This is a genomic window from Pontibacillus marinus BH030004 = DSM 16465, assembly GCF_000425225.1.
Taxonomy (GTDB): domain Bacteria; phylum Bacillota; class Bacilli; order Bacillales; family BH030062; genus Pontibacillus; species Pontibacillus marinus.
Genome location: NZ_AULJ01000034.1, coordinates 1 through 22,742 on the forward strand (window position 1 = coordinate 1; position 22,742 = coordinate 22,742).

The window sequence follows — 22,742 nt, forward strand, 5'->3', positions numbered from 1 at the left end:
ACCTTAGCCGAATGGTGAATAACGGAACCGCAACTATCGTAAGGTTTTCTGATGTAGATTATGGGGGTGAGTCATATATGCACCAAAGTGATCTAAAGCCTTATATGTAGAGCTAAAATACAGTTTCCTTAAGCAAGAGATAAAATGATCTCAGCCATGGGTCAGTTAACTTTCATAACAGCAAAGGGGTGAGGGAAACGGCAAACTCCCGCGGTAGAAAGGGCGGACGAGATCCCGCAGAGAGCTTGCGAACGAGGAAGCTCGGCCGGTCTTCCGCAGGAGTATTGCCGTTTCACCGATCCCCTTACTCTCACAAAAGCAACGGACCTCCACCACTATATATCTCGAATCCAAGTCTTCAAGGTAAGGGGGCTTATATGAAATTCATACGACCCCAAAATATCCACTTAATTCAAGTAAGGTGAGATCACCTTATGTTTATAAGAAAACCCTCTAATTTTCCCTATGAAAGCGCATATATATACAAAATCCTGTCCAGTTGAGTCATTGGCCTATCTCTGTCTACAATGAATAATAGAGTCAAAGGAGGATGGACAATGAACAAAAATTTATCAATCATCGGTGCTCCGATGGATTTAGGTCAATTGCGTCGCGGAGTGGATATGGGTCCAAGTGCTATTCGTTATGCTGGAGTTATTGAACGGTTAGAACAGCTTAAGTATGATGTAGACGACCTTGGAGATATTCAAATCCCTCGTCCAAACCGAAAAGAAGTGCAAATTGAAGATAACTTACGTAATTTGAAAGAAGTGGCAGAAGGAAATGCTCAGCTGGCTAACTCAGTAGATGAAGTAGTTGAGAGTGGAAGGTTTCCATTGATATTTGGTGGGGATCATAGCATTGCTATTGGAACATTAGCAGGAGTTTCAAAACATTACGAGAACCTGGGTGTTATTTGGTATGATGCCCATGGGGATTTAAATACTGGCGATACATCTCCATCAGGCAACATACATGGTATGCCTTTAGCTGTTAGCCTAGGTATTGGTCATGATCGCCTGACTGGTATTAAAGATTACACACCTAAGATTAAGCCAGAAAATATTGTGATTATTGGTGCCCGTTCTTTAGATGATGGAGAAAAAGAATTAATTAAAGAAAAAGGTATCAAGGTGTACACAATGCATGAGATTGATCGTATGGGGATGACGAAAGTAATTCAAGAATCTGTGGATTACTTAAAAGATCGTACGGATGGTGTACATTTAAGCCTTGATTTAGATGGGTTAGATCCTCATGATGCTCCTGGAGTAGGCACACCTGTAATGGGTGGAATTAGTTATCGTGAGAGTCATTTAGCGATGGAGATGTTTGCAGAGGCAAACTTTATAACTTCTGCAGAATTTGTAGAAGTGAACCCGATATTGGACGAAAAAAATACGACAGCATCTGTGGCTGTAGGGCTTATGGGGTCTTTATTTGGAGAGAAGTTAAAATAGGAAATCTTGTGGGGGAACAGCAACTATGTGTTGGATATGTAGTTGCTGTTTCGTCATTTTGTCTTTGTTTTTTCATATTCATTAAGTAAGCAATCCAGTTTAGAGCTTACTTCCACTACTTCTTCAGATGATAATGGTAAGGTGGCTGTTAACTGAACCATCTTTTCTCTGTAAGATTCTATTTCATTTAGAATATTTTTACACATACATACCTATCCTCCCTGTATATTATCATGATATACTTTTAAGGTAATGTACCCAATATTTTCAATTCCAAACCTATTTTTAATAAAAAACATAAATGTATAAGGTTTGTATAGTTACATTGCTTTTTTAATTTCTTTTTATAATTGTGAAACCTATTGGTGGGGTTGTTCGTATAAGGGATAACCGCAGCATTAGCGGAGGTATATTCCATGGAGATATTTATTAAACAGAAAATCAAAAAGATCAAAAAAGGTGATCAATCGGCGTTTGAGGAAGTTGTTTCCTTCTATCAAAACAAAGTTTATCAAATTTGTTTTCGAATGTTAGGGAATGCTCATGAGGCTGAGGATATTGCACAAGAAGCATTTCTAAGAGCTTATACGAACATTCATTCATTTGATGAAAATAGGAAATTTTCTACTTGGCTGTATCGTATAGCGACAAACTTATCGATTGATCGAATACGAAAGAAAAAGCCTGACTACTTTTTAGATGCAGAGGTTAAAGGTACCGAAGGATTAACCATGTATTCTCAGATTTCAGCTGATCAAGTTTTGCCAGATGAAGAAGTGGAAAGCTTAGAAATTCAAGAGTACATTCATAAAGAGATTCTTTCGTTACCATCTAAGTATCGTTCTGTCATTGTTTTACGTTATATAGATGAACTTTCATTACAGGAGATTAGCGATATTTTGGATATCCCCGTGGGTACCGTGAAGACCCGTGTACACCGTGGACGAGAAGCGCTTCGTAAAAAGCTTCGAAACCTGTAGAAAAGGAGTGAGGGAGTATGAAATGTTCAAATGAAGCTGTTGTGTTGATGCATAAACATTTAGACGACGATTTGACCAAAGAAGAAGAGATAGAATTGCGTCAGCACCTTCAAAACTGTGATGATTGTCAAAAGCATTTTCATGAACTAAAACGGACAATTGCTATGGTGCAGAGTGCAAATCAAGTTCAGGCACCAATAGGATTTACTGATAAAGTAATGGGGAATCTTCCTCAACAAAAGAAATCTTTAGGGTATAAACGTTGGCTAAAGGCACATCCAGTGCTAACTGCAGCCGCGATCTTTTTTATTCTGATGTTTGGTGGAATGTTCTCTAGTTGGAGTCAGGATCATCAAATAAGTGTTTCTAAACAAAAGGATATTGTTATACAAGAAAATACTGTGATAGTGCCAGAGGGTAAAACGGTTGAAGGGGACTTAGTTGTGAAAAACGGGAACCTCAAAATTGAGGGAAAAGTAAATGGCGATGTTGTCCTTATTAATGGTGAAAATTTAAAAGCCTCTGCTGGTGAAGTCACAGGAGAGTTAAACCAAGTAAACCAAGTGTTTGAGTGGATGTGGTATAACTTGAAAAAGACTGCGAAAGATATCTTTTCAATAGGAAAATAAAAGATATAACAAGCTGCTCAATGTGAGTAGCTTGTTTTTTTTACACATTATGAACTGCTTTGTGTTATTTTTCATTAAGAGAAGTATGCTATAATTAATGTGATGTATTAGAGATTGTAGTATATTAAATTTGACGTTTAGGACAGAAGGAAGTGTAGACATGCTTGATGGGGGATTAGACGCATTAGGTTACGTACGGATCGTTATAGATATAGCCCTTGTCTGGTTTGTTTTATATAAATTAATCATGTTGATTCGCGGGACGAAAGCTGTCCAGTTACTGAAAGGGATCTTTGTCGTCTTAGGTATCTGGTTAATTAGTTACTTTTTACAGCTTAAGACGCTCATGTGGTTAATGTCGCAGGCTTTGACATGGGGTTTTCTTGGTGTGATTATATTATTCCAACCTGAACTACGCCGAGCACTAGAACAGCTCGGTAGAGGAAGTTTTTTTGCTCGAAACTCAACGAATGAAGAAGAGTCATTTAAAGAAACCGTTTCGGCTATAATGAAATCATGTAATTATATGGCCAAGCGTCGTATCGGTGCATTGATAACAATTGAACGAGAGACTGGAATGGGGGACTACGTTGAAACCGGTATTCCAGTGAACGGAAAACTGACAAATGAGCTATTAACAAATATATTTATACCGAATACACCACTGCACGATGGGGCAGTTATACTTACGAATAATGAAATAACAGCTGCTGCTTGTTACTTGCCGCTTTCAGAGAGTCCTTTTATTTCTAAAGAACTTGGAACGAGACATAGGGCAGCACTTGGAATTAGTGAAGTGACAGATGCACTTACAATCGTGGTATCTGAAGAAACAGGTAATATATCATGTACAAAAAATGGTGAGCTTCACCGAGACTTGGATCAAGACGATTTACGAAATATTCTTGAGCGAGAATTGGACATGGTACCGAAAGCCCCTACGACGAAAAGTTGGAATTGGAGGGGGAATAAAGATGGATAAATGGCTAAAGAGTCCCTGGTTCATTCGCGTTCTCTCTTTTCTCCTTACGTTATTATTATTTGCATCTGTTAATTTGGATGAAGGAAATACGCGTTCAGATTCTACATTCTTCTCAGAGGGGAACAATGAACTGGCAACGATGAACAATGTACCGCTACAGGTTTACATGGATGAAACAAAATATGTTGTAAAAAATGTCCCTGAGAACGTCACAGTTACGGTGGAAGGTCCGAATAGTGTGGTTACGAAAACCATACGTCAAAAGAATTTTGATGTGTTTATTGACTTGGAAGATGTAGAAGCAGGTACACATACGGTTCCTATTCAGGCTAGTGGTTTAGCTAACCAATTGTCTGTGTACATACAACCCGAAAATATTGAAATTACTTTGGAAGAGCGCTTAACGGAGACGTTTGAAGTCGAAACAGATTTCATGAATCGAAAATCGATTGAAGATGGCTATACAATTGATGAGCCCACAATTACTCCGAGTGAGGTTCAAGTAACAGGGTCTAAATCAGAAGTTTCGAAAGTGTCTTTGGTCAAAGCGATCGTGGATGTAACTGGAAAAAGTGAGACCTTTACGAAGAAGGAAGCTCCAGTTAAAGTGTATGATGAACAAGGAAATGAATTAAATGTATTTGTGGAACCCTCATCAGTAAAAGTAAAAGTTCCCATTGTACCTCCGCATAAAGAGGTACCTATTGAGTTCCAGACACAAGGGGAGTTACAAGGCGGATTAAGTCTTAAATCAATTACGGCAAACCCTTCATCTGTTGAAGTATATGGTTCCAATGATGTATTAGACAATATTGAATCACTGAATAATATCAGTATTGATCTTTCCCAAGTTAATCAGGATACGACGCTTACCTTCGATGTGCCGATGCCATCTAAAGCAAACAGAGTAGAACCAAAAACGGTAGAAGCGGTCGTGGAAGTTGAAAACACAATTGAAAAAACAGTGAATAATGTTGAATTAGAAGTAGAAAATCTCCAGCAAGATCAATCAATTACATTTATCAGCCCAGAAGATCAAACTATCGACATTACGGTAACGGGAACTGAATCTTCTTTAGCAGAGATTTCAGCGGAGGACTTTAATGCTTTCATTGATGTTCAAGAAGCTGAAACAGGAGAATCTAGTGTCCCGATCGAAGTGGATGGTCCGGAAAATTTAGATTGGCAACTTAGTAACGAAGAAGCTCAAATTCGTATAGAGTAATAAACTATTCATTTGCCAAGAATGAAGGAGCGATTGAAGCATGGGAAAATATTTTGGTACAGACGGTGTTCGAGGAGTAGCAAACACAGAATTGACACCAGAGCTAGCTTATAAAGTCGGACGCTTTGGAGGATATGTTCTTACAAAAGGACAATCTAAACCAAAAATTTTAATTGGCCGTGATCCACGTATCTCAGGCCAAATGCTAGAGAATGCATTAACTGCAGGTTTGTTATCCATTGGAGCAGAAGTTATGCGTTTGGGCGTTATCTCAACACCTGGTGTAGCTTTTCTAACTAAAGCAATGGGAGCAGAAGCGGGCGTTATGATATCAGCTTCTCATAATCCTGTAGAGGATAATGGCATTAAATTCTTCGGCCCGGATGGCTTTAAGCTAACGGATGATCAAGAAAATGAAATTGAAACATTAATGGATCAAGAAGAAGATGAATTACCTCGTCCATCTGGTGCAGATATTGGCCAAGTAAATGATTATTTTGAAGGCGGACAAAAGTATATTCAATATCTTAAGCAAACCATTGATTATGACTTTGAAGGACTTCACATTGCGTTAGACTGTGCACACGGTGCGACATCTGCAATCGCACCACATTTATTTGCAGATCTAGAAGCGGATATTTCGACAATTGGAGCATCTCCAGATGGACTCAATATCAATGACGGTGTAGGTTCAACAGCTCCTGAAGCTCTTCAGGACTTTGTGAAAGAAAAAGGCGCAGACATTGGTCTTGCTTTTGACGGAGATGGAGACCGCCTTATTGCAGTTGATGAAAACGGGAAAATTGTAGATGGTGATCAAATTATGTTCATTTGTGCTAAGCATATGAATGACAAAGGTCGCTTACGTCATAATACCGTTGTGTCAACTGTTATGAGTAATATCGGTTTCTACAAAGCAATTGAAGCAAATGGAATGAAGAGTGATAAAACTTCAGTTGGAGATCGTTATGTAATGGAGGAAATGCGTAAAGGCGGATATAGCCTTGGTGGAGAGCAGTCTGGCCATATCATTTTCTTAGATTACAATACGACAGGTGATGGTTTACTATCCGCACTTAAGCTTGTAGATGTACTAAAAGACACTGGCAAAACATTATCGGAGCTTGCTGGTGAAATGAAAAAGTACCCACAGGTTCTTAAAAACGTACGTGTGATTGATAAAAATAAAGTAATGACTAACCCGCGTGTCACTGAAGCTATTGAAATAGTTGAAGAAGAAATGGGTGAACACGGACGTGTACTTGTACGCCCTTCAGGCACAGAACCACTTGTTAGGGTGATGGTGGAAGCACCTACAGAAGAAGATTGTGAAAAATATGTAGAAAAAGTAGTTTCCGTGGTTGATGAAGAGTTAGGCATGAGAGACTAGTCTAAAATGTGCGCAAATGGCACCAAACGAGCCATTTGCGCATATTTTATTATACAAGGTTCAATTGAAAAACAATGCTTTTATCAATCTCTTGTCATCTTTGCAATGAAGCTGTAACACAAACGTTATTGACCAACAATTTCAAATTAGAGTAAAATGATTAATGTTCCTTGTTTTTTTAGGGGTTTAACACTCTCTATTAACGGATATTTAACACAAGGAATGCTCTTTAAGACATTCAAAATGGGAGAGGGGGACAGAAAGTCAATCATTATATTATTTCAAAAGCGCCTGGACTATTTCTTGTAAAGGAATAGTTGACGAGGAGGAGGTTCATCGAGTTTTCGGCGGATGCCTCCCGGTTGTTTACACCTCAACCGAAACATACTCATCTAAAACAAAGAGGCGACTCTTTGCACAAAAGATGCGTATAAGGTGACAACATTCATGAGAAAGGGGCAAACAACTGCCCCGAAAATAAGGCTCGTTTGTTTGCCCCTTTAAATATAAGGAGGAAACAACGATATGTGTGGAATTGTAGGATATATTGGAACACAAGATACAACAGAGATTTTACTAAAAGGACTTGAAAAGCTTGAATACCGCGGATATGATTCAGCAGGGATTGCAGAATTAAATGACGCAGGTGTTCACATCACGAAGGTGAAAGGACGCATCGCAGCACTTCGTGAAGAAGTTGAGAAAAAAGACGTTCGTGCAACGCAAGGAATCGGCCATACCCGCTGGGCGACACATGGTGCTCCGAGTTACGAAAATGCGCACCCTCACCAGAGCGCGTCTGGTCGCTTCACGATCGTTCACAACGGAGTAATTGAAAACTACGAAGAGGTACAACGTGAGTACCTTTCAGATGTAGATATGAAAAGTGAAACGGACACGGAAATCATTGTCCAACTAGTTGAGAACCTGTATAACGAGATAGGAGATGTACAAGAAGCATTCACCAAAGCCATTTCTCTAATGAAAGGCTCTTATGCAGTAGCAATTATGGATGTTGAGAATCCTGAAATTATTTACGTAGCGAAAAATAAAAGCCCATTGCTTGTAGGTCTGGGAGATGGCTTTAACGTCGTTTCAAGTGACTCAATGGCAATGCTTCAAGTTACGGATCAATTCGTTGAACTAGAAGATAAAGAAATCGTGATTGTTCAACGTGATCAGGTTCAGATCCAAAAACTAGATGGAACAAAGGTAGACCGTGAACCATTCACAGCTGAAATTGATGAAAGTGATATTGAAAAGGGAACGTACCCACACTTCATGCTCAAAGAAATTGATGAGCAACCATTTGTTATTCGTCGAATTATCCAAGAATATAAGGATGAAAACGACCAAATTAAGCTAGATCCAGACGTTCGTCAAGCTATGATGGATTGTGATCGTGTATATATTATTGCATGTGGCACAAGTTATCATGCTGGTCTAATTGGAAAGCAATTTATTGAGAAGCTAGCAAAAGTCCCAGTAGAGGTTCACGTGGCTAGCGAATTCTCTTACAACATGCCATTGCTTTCTGAAAAGCCTCTGTTTGTGTATATCTCTCAGAGTGGAGAGACTGCAGACAGTCGTGCAGTGCTTGTTGAAACAAAAGAGATGGGTCATCCATCCCTTACGATTACAAACGTACCTGGATCAACCCTTTCTCGTGAATCAGATTACACACTACATTTACATGCCGGTCCAGAGATTGCTGTAGCTTCTACAAAAGCATACACAGCTCAAATGGCTGTGCTAGCTATTCTTGCCGTTGATACTGCCCAAGCTAAAGGTATTGATATGAAATTTGATCCAATGAAAGAGCTTGGAATTGCGGCTAACGCAATGGAAGCTCTATGTGATCAGAAGGAAGAAATGGAGAAGATTGCAGCAGACTTCTTACCAACAACAAGAAACTGCTTCTTCATCGGCCGTAGTATTGACTACTACGTGGTATTAGAAGGTGCACTGAAACTTAAAGAAATCTCTTATATTCAAGCTGAAGGATTTGCTGGAGGCGAGCTAAAACATGGTACCATTGCTCTAATTGAGGAAGGTACTCCAGTGGTTGCACTAGCTACACAAAAAGACGTTAACGGTTCTATCCGTGGAAACGTAAAAGAGGTAGCAGCCCGAGGAGCGAACCCATGTGTGCTTAGCATGAAAGGTATGGAACAAGACGGAGACACGTTCGTTCTTCCTGAGGTGGATGAACTTCTGGCGCCACTTGTTTCTGTAGTACCATTACAGCTTATTTCTTACTACGCAGCACTTCATCGTGACTGTGACGTAGATAAACCACGCAACCTAGCTAAAAGTGTTACAGTTGAGTAAATGAAAAGGGGAGGCACCCATTTGTTTGGGGCTTCTCCTTTTTTTATAGGATCCCAAAGAAATCAAGAAAAGACATCTTAATTGGCACGTTAAAAGTTAAGAGCTAAAAGGCTCTTGGCTTTTTTTAACGTTATGCTTTGATGTCTAGAAGGTATGAATCCATCTCAATATGCCCAACCTAATCTACAAGAGGGAGGTGTGGCATCATGGCTAAAGATGTATTATGCGAAGTGAATAATTGTAAGTATTGGGGTCAAGGTAACAAGTGTCATGCTGAAGAAATTTATGTAGTAAGTCACCGAGGAGACCAAGCCTCGAAAAGTGAGGAAACAGATTGTAAAACATTTGTGCCTGAAGTGTAAGGGAAGAAAGGGGTAGCCACTATCTGGCTATCCCTCTTTTACGAGTTCTCGGACAACCTTTTTATTGCGCTCTTTAAATATGGAATTATGGGAAGATACCATGCCTTTTGCTGTTGCGTCGGGATCAATATATGTTTTCGCTTTGTTCACAGCGTTTGCAGCATCTTGAAAGGCTCCTGCGATTAAATTCACTTTACCCTCATGCATTAAGATGTCCCCTGCAGCATACAGGCCTTCTACTGAAGATTCACTAGATGAGTTTCCAGCTATAAAATAATCATTTATTCGTTCAATGTTCACATGGCTATTATCAAGTAATGAAGCATCACGATCAAAGCCGTGGTTGATTAAAACATCATCAACATCTAGGGTGAATACCTCACCTGTTTTACAATCCGTTAATTCCACTTTATCAACGCCATTCTGATTGTCGTTTGCGGTTAGCTTTGTGATTTCTGTATTCAATAAGCATTGGACAGAACTGTTTAATAGCTGTGTTACTTGAGCTTCGTGTCCTTTTAACTGATCCTTTCGATAGGTAAGATACACTTGTTTAGCGATAGGCTCTAACTCATTTGCCCAATCAATGGCTGAATTACCACCACCAGAAATCAAAACGGTTTTATCTTTAAATAATTTTAAGGATTGAATGGTATAGTGCAGGTTCGTAACCTCAAAGCGGTCGGCACCTTCCAGTTGTAACTTTTGAGGCTTAAGAATGCCACTTCCAACGGCTATTATGACGGTTTTTGAGTAATGTACAGTACCTGAAGCGGCTTGAAGCACAAATAGACCTTCTTCATTTTTATTGATTGAAACGACCTTTTCATTTAGTACAACCTCTGGGTCAAATGATAATCCTTGTTCGACAAGCTGTGAAATTAGTTGTTCCCCCGAAGTTGGTGTAAGTCCTCCAATGTCCCATACAATTTTCTCTGGATAAACATGTACTTTTCCTCCTAGTTGGGGTTGGTACTCAATAATTTTCGTTTTCATTTCACGTAACCCACTATAAAAAGCTGAATATAACCCCGCTGGCCCACCGCCGATTATCGTTACATCAAAGCATTCATGTTCCTGCATTCTCCCCACTCCTTAAAATCTTTCAACGTTTTCGTTGACAATGATTCTCAATCGCATTATAGTTATTATTGTATCGGAAGTGATAATCATTATCAATGGAAGTGTGCACATTAATTTTAGGAGGGTACATATGGCTCGCCTTTTTACTGAAGACGTTAGCGTTGGTTATGGAGAGAAGACCATTGTAAGAGACCTACAAGTTGACATACCCGATCAACAAATCACAACGATCATTGGGTCCAATGGGTGTGGAAAATCAACATTACTTAAAGCTATGACACGTATTATTTCTCATCAATCAGGATCTATCGTTCTTGATGGAGAAAGTATCACGAGACAAAACACAAAAGAATTAGCACGTAAGTTGGCGATTTTGCCTCAAAACCCCGATAGTGCCAGTGGCTTAACTGTAGGAGAGCTTGTATCTTATGGACGTTTTCCTTATCAAAAGGGGTTTGGTCGTTTAACAAAACGTGACCTGGAAGTGATTGAGTGGGCGCTGGAGGTTACGGGGACCACGGAATTCAAGTATGAACCTGTCGATGCCTTATCAGGTGGTCAACGTCAGCGTGTATGGATTGCTATGTCACTTGCACAAGAAACGGATATGATTTTCTTGGATGAACCGACTACATACCTAGATATGGCTCATCAACTTGAAGTCTTAGAGCTCTTACAAAAGTTAAATCAAGAAGAAGGTCGTACCATTGTAATGGTTTTACACGACTTGAACCAAGCTGCGCGTTTTGCTGATTATATCGTCGCAATGAAAGCTGGAGAAATCGTAAAGGCAGGTAGCTCTGAGGAAGTAATTGAGCGGGATGTCCTTCGAGATGTCTTTCAAATCGATGCCGAGGTAGGCCGAGACCCTCGTACAAATAAACCGATGTGCTTAACGTATAACTTATGGAAGGGAGAACAAAACCATGAAAAAAATACAAATGACGCTGTTCATCTTGTTAGCGCTTCTTCTTAGTGCTTGCGCAAATAATGCAGAACAAGCAGAAGGGGAAACAAAGGAGAACGAACAAAAAACAAAATCAGAGGAAACAACCAATGAGGAAGAGGAAACGGATACTTTCACGTACCAGTCTGAGAACGGTCCAGTAGAGGTGCCGAAAAACCCTGAACGTGTTATTGTTCTTTCATCTTTTGCAGGGAACTTAATGAACCTTGATGTGAATATGGTAGGTGTGGATTCTTGGTCGAAAATGAACCCACGCTTTGAAGATGAACTTGAAGGAATTGAAGCTGTTTCAGCTGACAACCTTGAAAAAATTATTGAACTCAATCCTGATCTTATTATTGGATTATCCAATACGAAAAACGTTGAGAAGTTAAAAGAGATTGCTCCAACGGTTACTTATACATATGGTAAAGTGGACTACTTACAACAACACATTGAAATCGGTAAGCTTGTAAATAAAGAAGAAGAAGCTCGCACATGGGTAGAAGATTTTAAGAAGCGTGCTCAAGCCCTAGGTGAGAAAGTGAAAGAAAAGATCGGCGAAAACACAACGGTTTCTGTTATTGAGAAGTTCGATAAGCAAATCTATGTATTTGGTGATAACTGGGGACGTGGAACAGAGATCTTATATCAAGAGATGGGCTTGAAAATGCCTGAGAAAGTAAAAGAAATGGCTCTTGAACCAGGTTACTATGCCATTTCTCCTGAAGTATTACCAGAATTCGCTGGTGACTATATGGTTATAAGTAAGAACCAAGATGCTGATAACTCGTACCAAGAAACGAAAACGTATCAAAACATTCCTGCAGTAAAGAACGGTAATGTGTTTGAGGTAAATGCAAAAGCATTCTACTTTAATGGACCGAATACGCTAGAATATCAATTAGACTACTTCGAAAAAGCATTTTTAGGTAAATAATGAATAAGAAAAGGGGAAGGGGATCAATTCGTTGATTCCCTTTCATACATAAGGAAGCTGAGATCCATATGAGACAACTCTCTTTAATTTATAAATTCATATTCGGAATTCTTTTGTGTCTAGGGGCCTTTATAATAGCGATGAGTTTTGGAGCAGCAGACATTCAAGTGAAAGATGTTTGGCTAGCTATCATGACAGACATAGAAACGAAATCGACACTGTTAATCAATGAAATTCGTCTTCCACGTGAGGTTGCTGCCATATTCGTTGGAGCGGCTTTAGCTGTATCTGGTTCTGTTATGCAAGGTCTGACGAAGAACCCATTGGCGGATCCAGGTTTGCTCGGTCTAACAGCTGGAGCCAATACTGCATTAGCTATAGCCATTGCTATCATTCCGTCAGCTAGTTACTTGTGGGTAACCATCGCATGTTTTATAGGTGCAGCAGTGGGAGCCATTCTTGTTATCGGAATTGGATCCGTAAAGCGTGGAGGTTTTTCTCCATTTCGTATCGTTTTAGCTGGTGCAGCTGTAACTGCTTTTCTATCAGCTATTGGAGAATTCATTGGGTTGTACTTCAAAGTATCTAAAGATGTGAGCATGTGGACAGCGGGTGGCTTAGTAGGAACTTCATGGAGTCAGGTTAATCTGATCGGTCCTTTTATTTTATTCGGAGTGATTCTGGCTATTTTTCTCTCGAAGCAGCTTACGATTCTTAGTTTGAATGAAGAGGTAGCAGTTGGATTAGGTCAAAAAGTGACACGAATCAAGTTCGGATTGTTCATTTGTGTCGTTATCCTTGCTGGGGCGGCTGTAGCACTTGTGGGAAATATGGTGTTTATTGGACTTATGATCCCCCATATTGTACGAGCGATTGTAGGTACGGATTATCGATTTATTATACCGATGTCCATATTTATTGGAGCAGGATTTATGTTGCTTGCAGATACAGTAGGGCGAACAATCAATGCACCGTATGAAACACCTGTTGCTGCAATTGTAGCCATAATGGGACTCCCATTCTTCTTATTTATTGTGAAGAGGGGAGGTAAAGAATTATCATGATTCATCCACGAGTTTTGAAAAAGCAACGGATGCTTGTACTCTTATTTTTATCCTTAATCCTTATAACGAGCTTTATTGCTATGGGGATTGGGTATTCTTCCGTATCCTTTGATCGCTTGATTCCTGCAATTTTAGGTCAGGGAACCTTTAAAGAAGAGTTTGTGTTCTTTTCGGTTCGTTTGCCACGCCTTATTATAACCATACTAGCAGGAATGGCATTAGCATTATCAGGAGCAATACTTCAAAGCATTACGCGCAATGATCTAGCTGATCCAGGCATCATTGGTATAAATGCTGGCGCAGGTGTAGCTATTGCTATTTTCTTTTTATTTTTCCCGATTGAAGCAGGATCATTTGTATATATGCTGCCAGCAGTAGCTTTTGCAGGAGCCATTTTAACTGCCGGGTTAATCTACTTATTTTCTTACCAAAAGAATGTGGGATTCAGGCCTGTGCGTTTAGTGTTAGTTGGAGTTGGCTTTGCCATGGCGTTATCTGGGTCCATGATTATATTAATTTCCTCAGCTAAACGCTCAAAAGTAGACTTTATAGCGAACTGGTTAGCCGGAAATATATGGGGAACGGATTGGCCATTTATTTTAGCCTTATTACCTTGGCTAATTATACTAGTTCCGTTCACCTTATATAAAGCTAATCGAATGAACTTACTCGGTTTAAGCGAATCTGCAGCAATTGGAGCGGGAGTTTCAATTGAAAAAGAACGGCTCACGCTTCTTGTTACAGCTGTAGCATTAGCAGCAGCTTCTGTATCAGTTACAGGGGGAATAGCGTTTATTGGGCTTCTGGCTCCACACCTGGCCAAAGCATTGATTGGGCCAAGGACCCAATTATATATTCCCATTGCAGTCTTATTAGGAGGGTGGCTTCTTTTAGTAGCAGATACAATCGGTCATAACTTGGCCGATCCGAATGGTGTTCCTGCTGGTATCATGACAGCTTTAATAGGTGCACCTTATTTTATTTTTTTATTAATGCGAAACGTGTAAGTATTGGAATAGCGAACGAAAGAGAATGAATTTATCCTTTTATGTAAATGATGATAGATAATCATAAAAATTAGTAAAGGGATATGCAATGACTAATAATAATTCTACTTATAACGAAATACAAACGATTCATGAACAATTATCGGACCTTAGATTGGAATACTTCCTAAATCAAAATTTGTTTACCTTCCAATGGTGGATACTTTTAATTGCACTTATCGTTCCTTGGATCATATGGTGGAAGTTTGTAGATAGAAAAAGGATTTTTCGTATATTGTTGTATGGAGCATTGCTCATGAACTTAGTTATTATGCTCGATGATTTAGGGGTGGAAAATCACCTTTGGTCTTATCCGTATCAATTAGTTCCTATGATGCCTAGATTAGTGGCGGTTGATCAAGGGATTATCGTTGTGTTTCACATGTTCCTATATCAATACTTTGGGAAATGGAAACCATTTATTTTAGCTAATACTATATTAGCTTTAGCTTTTTCATTTATATTTGAACCTTTAACGGTATGGTTAGATATTTATAATCTGGAAAATTGGAGATACTTGTATTCTTTCCCTATATATATTTTGAAGGCTATTCTAATTAAATGGCTGGTTGATGGATTGCTTCATAAGAAGAAGGTTTCTTCAAAATAATTAAAGGAAGACATTAAAAAAGAGCTTGGAAACCCAAGCTCTTTTTTAATGTCTTATTCACCTGTTTCCGCAAATACCTTAATACGGTCACCAATTTCATCACGAACACGTTGAAAGAAGGCCCATTTTTCTTCTTCTGTTCCTTCAGCCTTAGCTGGGTCATCAAAACCCCAATGTTCGTTTCGTACATGAGGAGGCGTCATTGGGCACTTGTCACGAGCATCTCCACATAATGTTACGACGAACTCCGCGTTTTTTAAGATATCAGGGTCAATGATATCAGAAGTTTGGTCCGTAATATCCATTCCGATTTCCTTCATTGCTTTCACGGCATTTGGGTTTAAACCATGTGCTTCAATGCCAGCGCTTTTTACGTCCCATTTATCTCCTAGATAATGTTTACCCCAAGCTTCTGCCATTTGACTACGGCAAGAGTTACCTGTGCATAAGAAGTAAAGTACGGGTTTTTGGTTTGTCATATAGATCTAGCTCCTTTGATTTAAATATTATAGAAGTAATAAAGTAAGGTAGAGACCCACTAATGTTATGATTAAGGTTGGAATCGTTAGGATGACTCCGATTTTAAAATAGTATCCCCAAGAGATCTTTACCCCTTTTTGAGATAAAACGTGTAGCCATAATAATGTGGCAAGAGAGCCAATCGGTGTGATTTTTGGTCCAAGGTCACTACCTATTACATTGGCATAAATAAGTCCTTCTTTCATGATCCCTGAAGCACTGGAGTCTGCGATTGCTAAAGCGTCAATCATGACTGTAGGCATGTTGTTCATCACAGAGGATAAAATCGCTGCAATGAAGCCCATGGATAGGGTGCCAATAAAGAGACCCTGATCAGCTGCTAATTCGATCACATTCGCTAGAACATCTGTAAGCCCTACATTACGTAAGCCATAAACCACAACGTACATCCCAATGGAGAAGAAAACGATGGCCCATGGCGCACCTTTTACAACAGTAGCGGTTTCTACTGCAGGACTGCGTCTCGCCATAATTAAGAAAAAGATAGCGACGATACCAGCGATGATGGATACCGGTATGGTGAGAAATTCACTTGCAAAATAACCAATAAGTAGAATCCCCAATACCCACCAAGATAAACGAAACATCTTATGGTCTTGAATTGCATCACGCGGTGCTTTCACTTGATTCATATCGTAGGTTTTAGGAATATCTTTTCGGAAAAATAAATATAAAACAAGAATACTAGCACCTAATGAAAAGAAATTTGGAATGATCATTCTAGATGCATATTCTAGAAAGCCAATATCAAAAAAGTCAGCTGATACAATGTTAACTAGGTTACTTACGACAAGAGGTAAGGAAGTCGTATCAGCAATAAAACCACTGGCCATAATGAACGGAAAGATCATGCGTTCTTTGAAGTTCAATGCCCGAACCATTGCTAGAACAATTGGGGTTAAAATTAAAGCTGCACCATCATTTGCAAATAAAGCAGCTACTCCTGCACCAAGTAACGTAATGTAGATGAACATTTTGATGCCATTTCCATTTGAAATACGGGCCATGTGTAAAGCAGACCATTCAAAAAAACCAATTTCATCAAGAATTAAAGAAATTATAATAATAGCAATGAAAGCGAGTGTTGCATTCCATACAATCCCTGTAACGGTTGCGACATCTTGAAAATTAACAACACCTACAAGAAGTGCAAGAATCGCACCTCCACATGCCGACCACCCAATGCCTAAGTTTTTGGGTTGCCAGATGACAAGAACTAAAGTAAGTAAGAATATTAAAATAGCTAATAATACTGATGCTTGCAAAAAGATTCCCCCTTCTTATTTACATGTAATACGTTTACCGCTTTTTTCGAGTTCGATAATCTTTTCTTTTTGATTAGGGATATATCCGATAATCTCAGAAATGAGCTCATAGGCTTCATGGCTTTCATTTAAAGAATAAAAGATCCAATGTCCTTTACGTTTTTCTTTTACAACTCCAGCATCACGTAATTTCCTTAGGTGTTGGCTAATGGCAGGTTGAGACATGTCTAGAATCTCAACAAATTCACAAACACAGCATTCGTTATCTTTGAGTAAACCTAGTATGGTTAAACGAGTCTGATCCCCTAGTAACTTCAACGCTTTAGATGTTTCTTGTAAAGATAAAACGGTTTTGTTCATCCACCTACACCTCCGTGGATCATTATATAATTATTTACTTATATGAACAACAGAATCTTTATAAAAATCAACTTTTTTTGATTTAGTGGTTGAATGAAAAGGAAAACTATGTAAAGATATAATTAATCAATAAATTTTGATTTAATGAGGAGGGTGAAAATAATGAAAGAATTTCCGATTCTAGAAACCAAAAATACAGTCGATTATGCTCCTTATGTCCAAAAGTTCAAAGCTTTGGCTGATGAACAACGCTTGCAAATCATGAACATATTAACGAGAAGAGGAAAAACATGTGTATGTGATTTAGTGGACGATATGAATCTCTCCCAGTCTAAATTATCTTATCATTTGAAAATTCTTCTAAAGGCTGATCTTATCCATAAAGAAACGAAAGGTACCTGGAGTTATTATTGGATTAAAGAAGAAACTGTTAACGCTTTGCTATCTGAAGAACTTTGTTGTTTATTTAGGCCGAGCGGTCAATAAACCTTTTAATGGTTTATTGTGCATAATTAATCAAAAATATTTGATTTAAGGAGTTGGTCATGATGGTTGGAGAAACGCTAAAAAGCTTTGTTATGATTGCATTGGAATTGGTTGTTCTGTTTATAGGTGTATCTTTACTCATGAATTATTTACAGAAATACATCCCGTACCAAAAAGTTGAGAAAGTACTTTCAAACAGTAATAAACTTTTAGGTTCTTTGATTGCAGTCTTATTTGCTTTTATTACACCTTTTTGTTCGTGTTCAACCATTCCGGTGGTCGTTAATATGTTAAACAAAAAGCTGAACTTTGGAATGGTTATGATTTTTCTATTTGCATCCCCATTATTGGATCCGACCATATTAACGGTAATGGGCGTCATTCTAGGATGGAAAGTGACGATTGTTTATACGGTGATTACCACTGTCTTCTCCATTGTAATGGGTTTACTACTCCATACATTTGGATTCGAAAAAGCCGTTAAAGATGTAGTTGTTACAGGGTTTTCTCCAGATGAAGAATCGGATACATCCTTGAAAGGTTCATGGAAAGAAACTGTGGGTCTCATGAAAACGGTACTTCCTTACTTAGTACTAGGGGCTTTAATCGGAGCAGTAATACATGGTTTAGTACCAACCGAATTTGTTGCTAGTGTATTTGGTGATGAAGCATGGTGGCTAGTGCCCGTAGCAGCAGTATTAGGTATTCCATTGTATATACGTTTGTCCAGTATGGTCCCAATCTCTCAAGTATTAGTATTAAAAGGAATGGCACTGGGGCCAGTTATGGCTATGCTTATAAGTTCAGCAGGTGCAAGCTTGCCAGAGGTAATTTTATTAAAATCTATTTTTAAGAAGGAACTCGTTGTTACTTTCGTAGCGTCAGTGATTATTATGTCCACCGTGTCAGGATGGATATTTTATATGATTTAATTAATCAAAAAAATTTGATATAAGGAGGTGGAGAAGTATGAAAAAACTTATTCAAGCTTTAACGGGGAAAGGGAATAAGAAGAAGGATTGCTGTAAAGTAGAGATTAAAGAGAAAGAAGAAAAGAAGTAACGTCACATAAGCGCATGGAGATAGGGGAAACTAGTTTAACATAAAACACTTTAGGTATGCTTTGGAGTGATGAGGTGGACACGAGAATGAAATGGATATTAGGGATTGTAGTGTTAGGGTGGGTGTATATTCAGATTTCAAGTACTTCATTTGCAACAACCGATAAAGCTGAAGAAACAAAAAATAAACTGGATCTCAGTAAGGTCACGCATATGAACTCTGAAACCTTGCCAGACCCGGAGCTAGAAAAGGCTTTTAGCAAGGTTTTTGATTTAGAGAAAGGTAAAGATCAGATTACTTACTATTACAACCGAATTGATCTTAATGATGATCAAGTACCAGAAACAATTGTGTTTTTGGTTGGTCCTTACGTTTGTGGAACAGGTGGTTGTAGTGGAATTATTTTTACACATGACCATGATCTGATTTCTAAGATTTCATTAGTTCGTAATCCAATTATTATACGGAATAAGAAAACGAATGGTTGGAAAAACATTGTGATGTATGTAGCAGGTGGAGGTATGGAGCCGAGCTATAAAGAATTAAAATTTAACGGGAATGCTTATCCATTAAACCCTTCCATTCAACCTGATGTACAAGATAAACAAATTGAAGGAATTGGGGTTATTAATGATGAATTAGGAGGAAATAGCGGAATTAAATATTAAAAAATCACCCGAGTTTCGGGTGATTTTTTACACGTTAAGAAAGTATAAAATTTTAGCAATGGAGAAATTCGACATTGCTAAAATTTTGAAAGTATGAAGTATAAGCCAAGGCTAAGCCTCTGTCTGCGCCTTAAAAGGCTTGCCAATCGGCAAGTTTTCTTTATGACTTTTCTTTAGGATGTGTTTGTTCTAGCAAGGTTTCTAATACACGCTTACGCATCTCTTGATCTAATGTTCCAAGACCAAATATTTCAGAAAGCCATAAGCCATCTACGGCTAAGCGCAATATCGTAGCCTGTACGTCATCAAGTCCATCTTGTTGGATCTGTTCTTGCCAGTGATCATACGTTTCTTGAAGCGGCTTTAATAAATCAGGGTTAATCCCTTGGGCCGCAAGCATTCCAGCACTAATCTCTTTATTTTCAAGACTTTGTTTGTACATTGTATTGACGAAAGCTCTTGTCCACTTTCCTGTTTCCTCTGAATCTTCTTTAGTAGAACCTTCTACGTTTTCACGGTATATATTGTCCATATGCTGAACGAGGCCTTTTACTAGAGCCTCTTTACTCTCAAAATGATATAACAATCCACCCTTACTCACTTCAGCTTGTTTCGCTACAGCATCAAGGGTGAGTGCATCAATTCCTTGGTTGTGCACAATTAAAGCTGCTGCTTCTAATAATTTCTGCCGTTTCGATACTCTTGGCATAATTTTTCCCTCACATAGTTTAGGTTTTTTTTATCCATCTAATCGTAACAATAGCGAAATCCTTTTTCAATTTGCATTCGTACATACTATCCATCTATTTACATGATTACATAAAAGAAACGTTTGAAACTATACAGTCCAGATGGTATAGTTTCAATTAGTTATTTAATTCGAAGGAGGAGTTCATAGTGAAAAATAAAATCTTACTAACATCAGCCGTAACAGGTGCAGGTGATACAACACAAAAGAACCCTAACGTACCAGTGACGCCTAAGCAGATTGCAGACTCCGCAATTGAATCAGCAAAAGCTGGAGCCACAGTAGCTCACGTTCATGCACGTGATCCCAAAACTGGCGGTATTAGTCATGATTTAGATCATTACCGTGAAATTGTAGATCGCATTCGCGAATCTGAGACAGATGTCATTATTAACATTACATCTGGTGGAGGTGGAGACTTTATTCCAAGTCTTGCAACGCCAGCTGCAGGAGGCGATGGAACGGATATTCAAACTCCATCCGAACGTCACGAACCGGTAGGCGAACTTTTGCCAGAAATGTGTACGCTTGATTGTGGAAGCACAAACTTCGGCAATATGATCTATATGAGTCCAACAGATTGGTTGCGTGAACAAGCCAAATTAGTACAAGAAAGTGGAGTGAAGCCAGAACTTGAATGTTTTGATACAGGTCACCTTCGCTTTGCGAAACAACTTATCCAGGAAGGGCTTGTAGATGGAGATCCCATGTTCCAATTTTGCCTAGGGATCCCATGGGGAGCAGAAGCGGATGCAGAGACAATGATGTATATGAAGAATCGCTTACCAGAGAATGCTCATTGGTCTGCTTTTGGTATTGGACGCATGCAGTTCCCAATCGCTGCTCAAGCAGCTCTTTTAGGTGGAAATGTTCGAGTGGGTCTTGAGGATAACATGTATCTTTCTAAAGGTGTCTTAGCTAAAAATGAACAATTGGTAGACAAAGCTGTATCAATGCTTGGCGGACATGGCATTGAACCCATGACACCACAAGAAGCACGAGAGTATTTAAATCTACGCAATCCGCATGGAGGGAAATAAGTATGACAACACAGATTCAAACAGTTGCCGTAGTTGGAACAGGTGTTATCGGGAATGGATGGATTGCACGCTTTTTAGCGCACGGTTATGATGTAGTAGCAACAGATCCAGCTGAAGGAGCAGAAGAACGTATGAGAAAAGCTGTTGATCATGCTTGGCCTTATGTAGAAGAGTTAGGCTTGGCTGAAGGAGCTTCAAAGGATCGTTTGACTTTTGAAAAAGATCTTTCAAAAGCTGTAGCGGATGCTGATTTCATTCAGGAGAATGTTCCGGAAATAGAAGAGCTTAAGCAGACTGTGCTTCAGAGTATTGATCAACATGCAAAACCTGATGCTGTGATCGGTTCAAGTACGTCTGGTATTATGCCGTCTGAATTACAAGCTAACCTACAACACCCAGAGCGCTTCGTTGTTGCGCATCCATTTCACCCTGTTTATATTTTGCCTTTGGTCGAGGTAGTGCCAGGTAAAGCGACAACAAAGGAGCATGTGGAGAAAGCGCAAGGTTTTTTCGAAGGGCTTAATATGAAAGCATTGCTCGTCCGTCATGAAATTGAAGGGCATATCGCAGATCGGTTAATCGAGGCAATTTGGCGTGAGTCTCTTCATATTGTAAATGAAGGAATTGCGACCACTGAAGAAGTGGATCAAGCATTTATTTATGGAGCGGGACAACGCTATGCCCAGTATGGTCCATTCCTTACGTTCCACCTAGCTGGAGGAGAAGGCGGCATGCGTCATATGCTTAAACAATTTGGTCCAGCATTGAAAAAGCCATGGACAAAACTTGAAGCACCTGAATTAACTGATGAACTTTATGATAAAGTCGTATCGGGTTGTGAACAGCAAGCTGGCGATTTATCGATGTCTGAATTAGATCAAAATCGAAATGAATTTTTAGTCCGTTTACTTGATCTTGTGAAGGAATATTGGCCTGAAGACCAGAAGAAAGAAAAAGTATAAATCGGAGGTGTGAGCGTGCAACAAACATTTAGCTTTGAACAAAACGTATTGCCTGAATGGGTAGATTACAATGGTCATATGAATGATGCTGAATATGCCCGAGCCTTTAGTTTGGCGGGGGAAGCATATTTAGAGCATATTGGTTTGGGAGAGAGTGGACGTGCAGAACATTCTTACACGATTTTTACTTTAGAAACGCATATTTGTTATTTAAAAGAAGCCCATGAAGGGGAGACCCTTACCGTCAAAAGTCAACTGCTCGATACAGATGAAAAAAGGCTTCATCAATTTCTTGCTATGGAAAATGCTCAAGGCTACCTTGTTGCAACGATGGAACAGATGCTTATGGGGATGGATCAAAACGAAGGACGTCCGGCTCCTTTTCCTGAAAAAGTTGCTAGGAAAGTTGAAGGAATTTTCCTAGTAGATTCAAAGAAGGATCTACCAAAACAAGCTGGTAGGCAGATAGGAATTCGAAAAAAATAAAGCAGTTTAAAGGACCTCGGATCTTGTTCCGTGGTCTTTTTTATACTCTTATTTTCCAAATTATGAAACTTAATGGA

General features: G+C 39.1%; 24 protein-coding genes and 1 pseudogene. 19 read left to right on the top strand and 6 right to left on the bottom strand.

Going from position 1 to position 22,742, the window contains the following annotated elements; translation table 11 throughout:
- Positions 1–557: 557 nt before the first annotated feature.
- Positions 558–1,460 carry an arginase gene (gene rocF / locus H514_RS0107235; RefSeq protein WP_027446360.1) on the top strand — a complete coding sequence of 301 codons (903 nt, stop codon included), beginning with the start codon at positions 558–560 and terminating at the stop codon, positions 1,458–1,460.
- A gap of 53 nt (positions 1,461–1,513) precedes the next feature.
- Here the strand turns inward: rocF and H514_RS24260 are convergent, their stop codons facing one another.
- Positions 1,514–1,666: a Spo0E family sporulation regulatory protein-aspartic acid phosphatase gene (locus H514_RS24260; RefSeq protein ID WP_081672959.1), complete on the bottom strand. Its 153-nt coding sequence runs from the start codon at positions 1,664–1,666 to the stop codon at positions 1,514–1,516.
- A 210-nt stretch (positions 1,667–1,876) separates the two neighbouring features.
- Here H514_RS24260 and sigW point away from each other — a divergent pair, with 210 nt between their 5' ends.
- The 7 genes from sigW (at position 1,877) to H514_RS24265 (ending at position 9,359) form a co-directional block, all read left to right on the top strand.
- Positions 1,877–2,440, top strand: a complete 564-nt coding sequence (gene sigW, locus H514_RS0107245) for an RNA polymerase sigma factor SigW (protein WP_027446361.1) — start codon at positions 1,877–1,879, stop codon at positions 2,438–2,440.
- Positions 2,441–2,457: 17 nt separating this feature from the next.
- The gene (locus H514_RS0107250) at positions 2,458–3,069 is read left to right on the top strand and encodes an anti-sigma factor family protein (protein ID WP_027446362.1); all 612 of its coding nucleotides are present in this window, start codon (positions 2,458–2,460) and stop codon (positions 3,067–3,069) included.
- A gap of 160 nt (positions 3,070–3,229) precedes the next feature.
- Positions 3,230–4,051, top strand: a complete 822-nt coding sequence (gene cdaA / locus H514_RS0107255) for a diadenylate cyclase CdaA (protein WP_027446363.1) — start codon at positions 3,230–3,232, stop codon at positions 4,049–4,051.
- A complete protein-coding gene (locus tag H514_RS0107260; RefSeq protein WP_027446364.1) occupies positions 4,044–5,276 on the top strand; it encodes a CdaR family protein in 1,233 nt (410 codons plus the stop codon). The genes cdaA and H514_RS0107260 overlap by 8 nt, the downstream gene beginning before the upstream one ends.
- 40 nt (positions 5,277–5,316) lie before the next feature.
- Positions 5,317–6,666 (top strand): phosphoglucosamine mutase, encoded by a 1,350-nt coding sequence (gene glmM / locus H514_RS0107265; RefSeq protein ID WP_027446365.1) that lies wholly within the window; start codon positions 5,317–5,319, stop codon positions 6,664–6,666.
- A gap of 525 nt (positions 6,667–7,191) precedes the next feature.
- A complete protein-coding gene (gene glmS, locus H514_RS0107270) occupies positions 7,192–8,997 on the top strand; it encodes a glutamine--fructose-6-phosphate transaminase (isomerizing) (RefSeq protein ID WP_027446366.1) in 1,806 nt (601 codons plus the stop codon).
- 206 nt (positions 8,998–9,203) lie between these two features.
- Positions 9,204–9,359, top strand: a complete 156-nt coding sequence (locus H514_RS24265; protein ID WP_081672960.1) for a DUF1540 domain-containing protein — start codon at positions 9,204–9,206, stop codon at positions 9,357–9,359.
- A gap of 27 nt (positions 9,360–9,386) precedes the next feature.
- Here the strand turns inward: H514_RS24265 and H514_RS0107280 are convergent, their stop codons facing one another.
- Positions 9,387–10,442, bottom strand: a complete 1,056-nt coding sequence (locus H514_RS0107280; protein WP_027446367.1) for an NAD(P)/FAD-dependent oxidoreductase — start codon at positions 10,440–10,442, stop codon at positions 9,387–9,389.
- A 130-nt stretch (positions 10,443–10,572) separates the two neighbouring features.
- On the opposite strand from H514_RS0107280, the gene H514_RS0107285 reads away from it, so the two are divergent.
- From H514_RS0107285 to H514_RS0107305, 5 genes and pseudogenes are all read left to right on the top strand, one after another.
- Positions 10,573–11,418, top strand: a complete 846-nt coding sequence (locus tag H514_RS0107285; protein WP_027446368.1) for an ABC transporter ATP-binding protein — start codon at positions 10,573–10,575, stop codon at positions 11,416–11,418.
- 100 nt (positions 11,419–11,518) lie between these two features.
- Positions 11,519–12,328, top strand: a pseudogene (locus H514_RS0107290) (iron-hydroxamate ABC transporter substrate-binding protein); the annotation flags it as partial.
- Between the two features lie 68 nt (positions 12,329–12,396).
- Positions 12,397–13,392 carry a FecCD family ABC transporter permease gene (locus H514_RS0107295; protein WP_036842033.1) on the top strand — a complete coding sequence of 332 codons (996 nt, stop codon included), beginning with the start codon at positions 12,397–12,399 and terminating at the stop codon, positions 13,390–13,392.
- Entirely contained in the window at positions 13,389–14,399 is a 1,011-nt protein-coding gene (locus H514_RS0107300; protein WP_027446371.1) for a FecCD family ABC transporter permease, read from the top strand. The genes H514_RS0107295 and H514_RS0107300 overlap by 4 nt, the downstream gene beginning before the upstream one ends.
- Positions 14,400–14,487: 88 nt before the next feature.
- Positions 14,488–15,048: a CBO0543 family protein gene (locus H514_RS0107305; RefSeq protein WP_036842032.1), complete on the top strand. Its 561-nt coding sequence runs from the start codon at positions 14,488–14,490 to the stop codon at positions 15,046–15,048.
- A 53-nt stretch (positions 15,049–15,101) separates the two neighbouring features.
- Here the strand turns inward: H514_RS0107305 and arsC are convergent, their stop codons facing one another.
- Genes arsC through H514_RS0107320 form a run of 3 tightly spaced genes read right to left on the bottom strand, consistent with a single transcriptional unit; the run spans position 15,102 to position 17,213 of the window.
- Positions 15,102–15,527, bottom strand: coding sequence for an arsenate reductase (thioredoxin) (gene arsC, locus H514_RS0107310; protein WP_027446373.1), 426 nt, complete (start codon positions 15,525–15,527; stop codon positions 15,102–15,104).
- A gap of 27 nt (positions 15,528–15,554) precedes the next feature.
- A complete protein-coding gene (locus tag H514_RS0107315; RefSeq protein WP_027446374.1) occupies positions 15,555–16,853 on the bottom strand; it encodes an arsenic transporter in 1,299 nt (432 codons plus the stop codon).
- Between the two features lie 15 nt (positions 16,854–16,868).
- On the bottom strand, positions 16,869–17,213 hold the full coding sequence (locus H514_RS0107320; protein WP_027446375.1) for an ArsR/SmtB family transcription factor: 345 nt from the start codon (positions 17,211–17,213) through the stop codon (positions 16,869–16,871).
- A 162-nt stretch (positions 17,214–17,375) separates the two neighbouring features.
- On the opposite strand from H514_RS0107320, the gene H514_RS0107325 reads away from it, so the two are divergent.
- From H514_RS0107325 to H514_RS0107340, 3 genes are all read left to right on the top strand, one after another.
- Positions 17,376–17,699, top strand: a complete 324-nt coding sequence (locus H514_RS0107325) for an ArsR/SmtB family transcription factor (protein WP_051255070.1) — start codon at positions 17,376–17,378, stop codon at positions 17,697–17,699.
- Positions 17,700–17,761: 62 nt separating this feature from the next.
- A complete protein-coding gene (locus H514_RS0107330; RefSeq protein WP_027446377.1) occupies positions 17,762–18,631 on the top strand; it encodes a permease in 870 nt (289 codons plus the stop codon).
- Positions 18,632–18,847: 216 nt separating this feature from the next.
- Complete coding sequence (locus H514_RS0107340; protein ID WP_027446378.1) at positions 18,848–19,429, top strand: hypothetical protein; 582 nt, start codon at positions 18,848–18,850, stop codon at positions 19,427–19,429.
- Positions 19,430–19,589: 160 nt separating this feature from the next.
- Here the strand turns inward: H514_RS0107340 and H514_RS0107345 are convergent, their stop codons facing one another.
- Positions 19,590–20,138, bottom strand: coding sequence for a TetR/AcrR family transcriptional regulator (locus H514_RS0107345; RefSeq protein WP_027446379.1), 549 nt, complete (start codon positions 20,136–20,138; stop codon positions 19,590–19,592).
- Between the two features lie 188 nt (positions 20,139–20,326).
- Here H514_RS0107345 and H514_RS0107350 point away from each other — a divergent pair, with 188 nt between their 5' ends.
- From H514_RS0107350 to H514_RS0107360, 3 genes are read left to right on the top strand one after another with little or no spacing between them, the layout of a single operon-like run.
- The gene (locus H514_RS0107350; RefSeq protein WP_027446380.1) at positions 20,327–21,217 is read left to right on the top strand and encodes a beta-keto acid cleavage family enzyme; all 891 of its coding nucleotides are present in this window, start codon (positions 20,327–20,329) and stop codon (positions 21,215–21,217) included.
- Between the two features lie 2 nt (positions 21,218–21,219).
- Complete coding sequence (locus H514_RS0107355) at positions 21,220–22,179, top strand: 3-hydroxyacyl-CoA dehydrogenase NAD-binding domain-containing protein (RefSeq protein ID WP_036842031.1); 960 nt, start codon at positions 21,220–21,222, stop codon at positions 22,177–22,179.
- 15 nt (positions 22,180–22,194) lie between these two features.
- Positions 22,195–22,665 (top strand): thioesterase family protein, encoded by a 471-nt coding sequence (locus H514_RS0107360; protein WP_036842030.1) that lies wholly within the window; start codon positions 22,195–22,197, stop codon positions 22,663–22,665.
- Positions 22,666–22,742: the final 77 nt, after the last annotated feature.

Coding starts and splice junctions, on each gene's coding strand:
- rocF (WP_027446360.1), top strand. CDS start 558: ATGAACAAAAATTTATCAATCATCGGTGCTCCGATGGATTTAGGTCAA.
- H514_RS24260 (WP_081672959.1), bottom strand. CDS start 1,666: ATGTGTAAAAATATTCTAAATGAAATAGAATCTTACAGAGAAAAGATG.
- sigW (WP_027446361.1), top strand. CDS start 1,877: ATGGAGATATTTATTAAACAGAAAATCAAAAAGATCAAAAAAGGTGAT.
- H514_RS0107250 (WP_027446362.1), top strand. CDS start 2,458: ATGAAATGTTCAAATGAAGCTGTTGTGTTGATGCATAAACATTTAGAC.
- cdaA (WP_027446363.1), top strand. CDS start 3,230: ATGCTTGATGGGGGATTAGACGCATTAGGTTACGTACGGATCGTTATA.
- H514_RS0107260 (WP_027446364.1), top strand. CDS start 4,044: ATGGATAAATGGCTAAAGAGTCCCTGGTTCATTCGCGTTCTCTCTTTT.
- glmM (WP_027446365.1), top strand. CDS start 5,317: ATGGGAAAATATTTTGGTACAGACGGTGTTCGAGGAGTAGCAAACACA.
- glmS (WP_027446366.1), top strand. CDS start 7,192: ATGTGTGGAATTGTAGGATATATTGGAACACAAGATACAACAGAGATT.
- H514_RS24265 (WP_081672960.1), top strand. CDS start 9,204: ATGGCTAAAGATGTATTATGCGAAGTGAATAATTGTAAGTATTGGGGT.
- H514_RS0107280 (WP_027446367.1), bottom strand. CDS start 10,442: ATGCAGGAACATGAATGCTTTGATGTAACGATAATCGGCGGTGGGCCA.
- H514_RS0107285 (WP_027446368.1), top strand. CDS start 10,573: ATGGCTCGCCTTTTTACTGAAGACGTTAGCGTTGGTTATGGAGAGAAG.
- H514_RS0107295 (WP_036842033.1), top strand. CDS start 12,397: ATGAGACAACTCTCTTTAATTTATAAATTCATATTCGGAATTCTTTTG.
- H514_RS0107300 (WP_027446371.1), top strand. CDS start 13,389: ATGATTCATCCACGAGTTTTGAAAAAGCAACGGATGCTTGTACTCTTA.
- H514_RS0107305 (WP_036842032.1), top strand. CDS start 14,488: ATGACTAATAATAATTCTACTTATAACGAAATACAAACGATTCATGAA.
- arsC (WP_027446373.1), bottom strand. CDS start 15,527: ATGACAAACCAAAAACCCGTACTTTACTTCTTATGCACAGGTAACTCT.
- H514_RS0107320 (WP_027446375.1), bottom strand. CDS start 17,213: ATGAACAAAACCGTTTTATCTTTACAAGAAACATCTAAAGCGTTGAAG.
- H514_RS0107325 (WP_051255070.1), top strand. CDS start 17,376: ATGAAAGAATTTCCGATTCTAGAAACCAAAAATACAGTCGATTATGCT.
- H514_RS0107330 (WP_027446377.1), top strand. CDS start 17,762: ATGGTTGGAGAAACGCTAAAAAGCTTTGTTATGATTGCATTGGAATTG.
- H514_RS0107340 (WP_027446378.1), top strand. CDS start 18,848: ATGAAATGGATATTAGGGATTGTAGTGTTAGGGTGGGTGTATATTCAG.
- H514_RS0107345 (WP_027446379.1), bottom strand. CDS start 20,138: ATGCCAAGAGTATCGAAACGGCAGAAATTATTAGAAGCAGCAGCTTTA.
- H514_RS0107355 (WP_036842031.1), top strand. CDS start 21,220: ATGACAACACAGATTCAAACAGTTGCCGTAGTTGGAACAGGTGTTATC.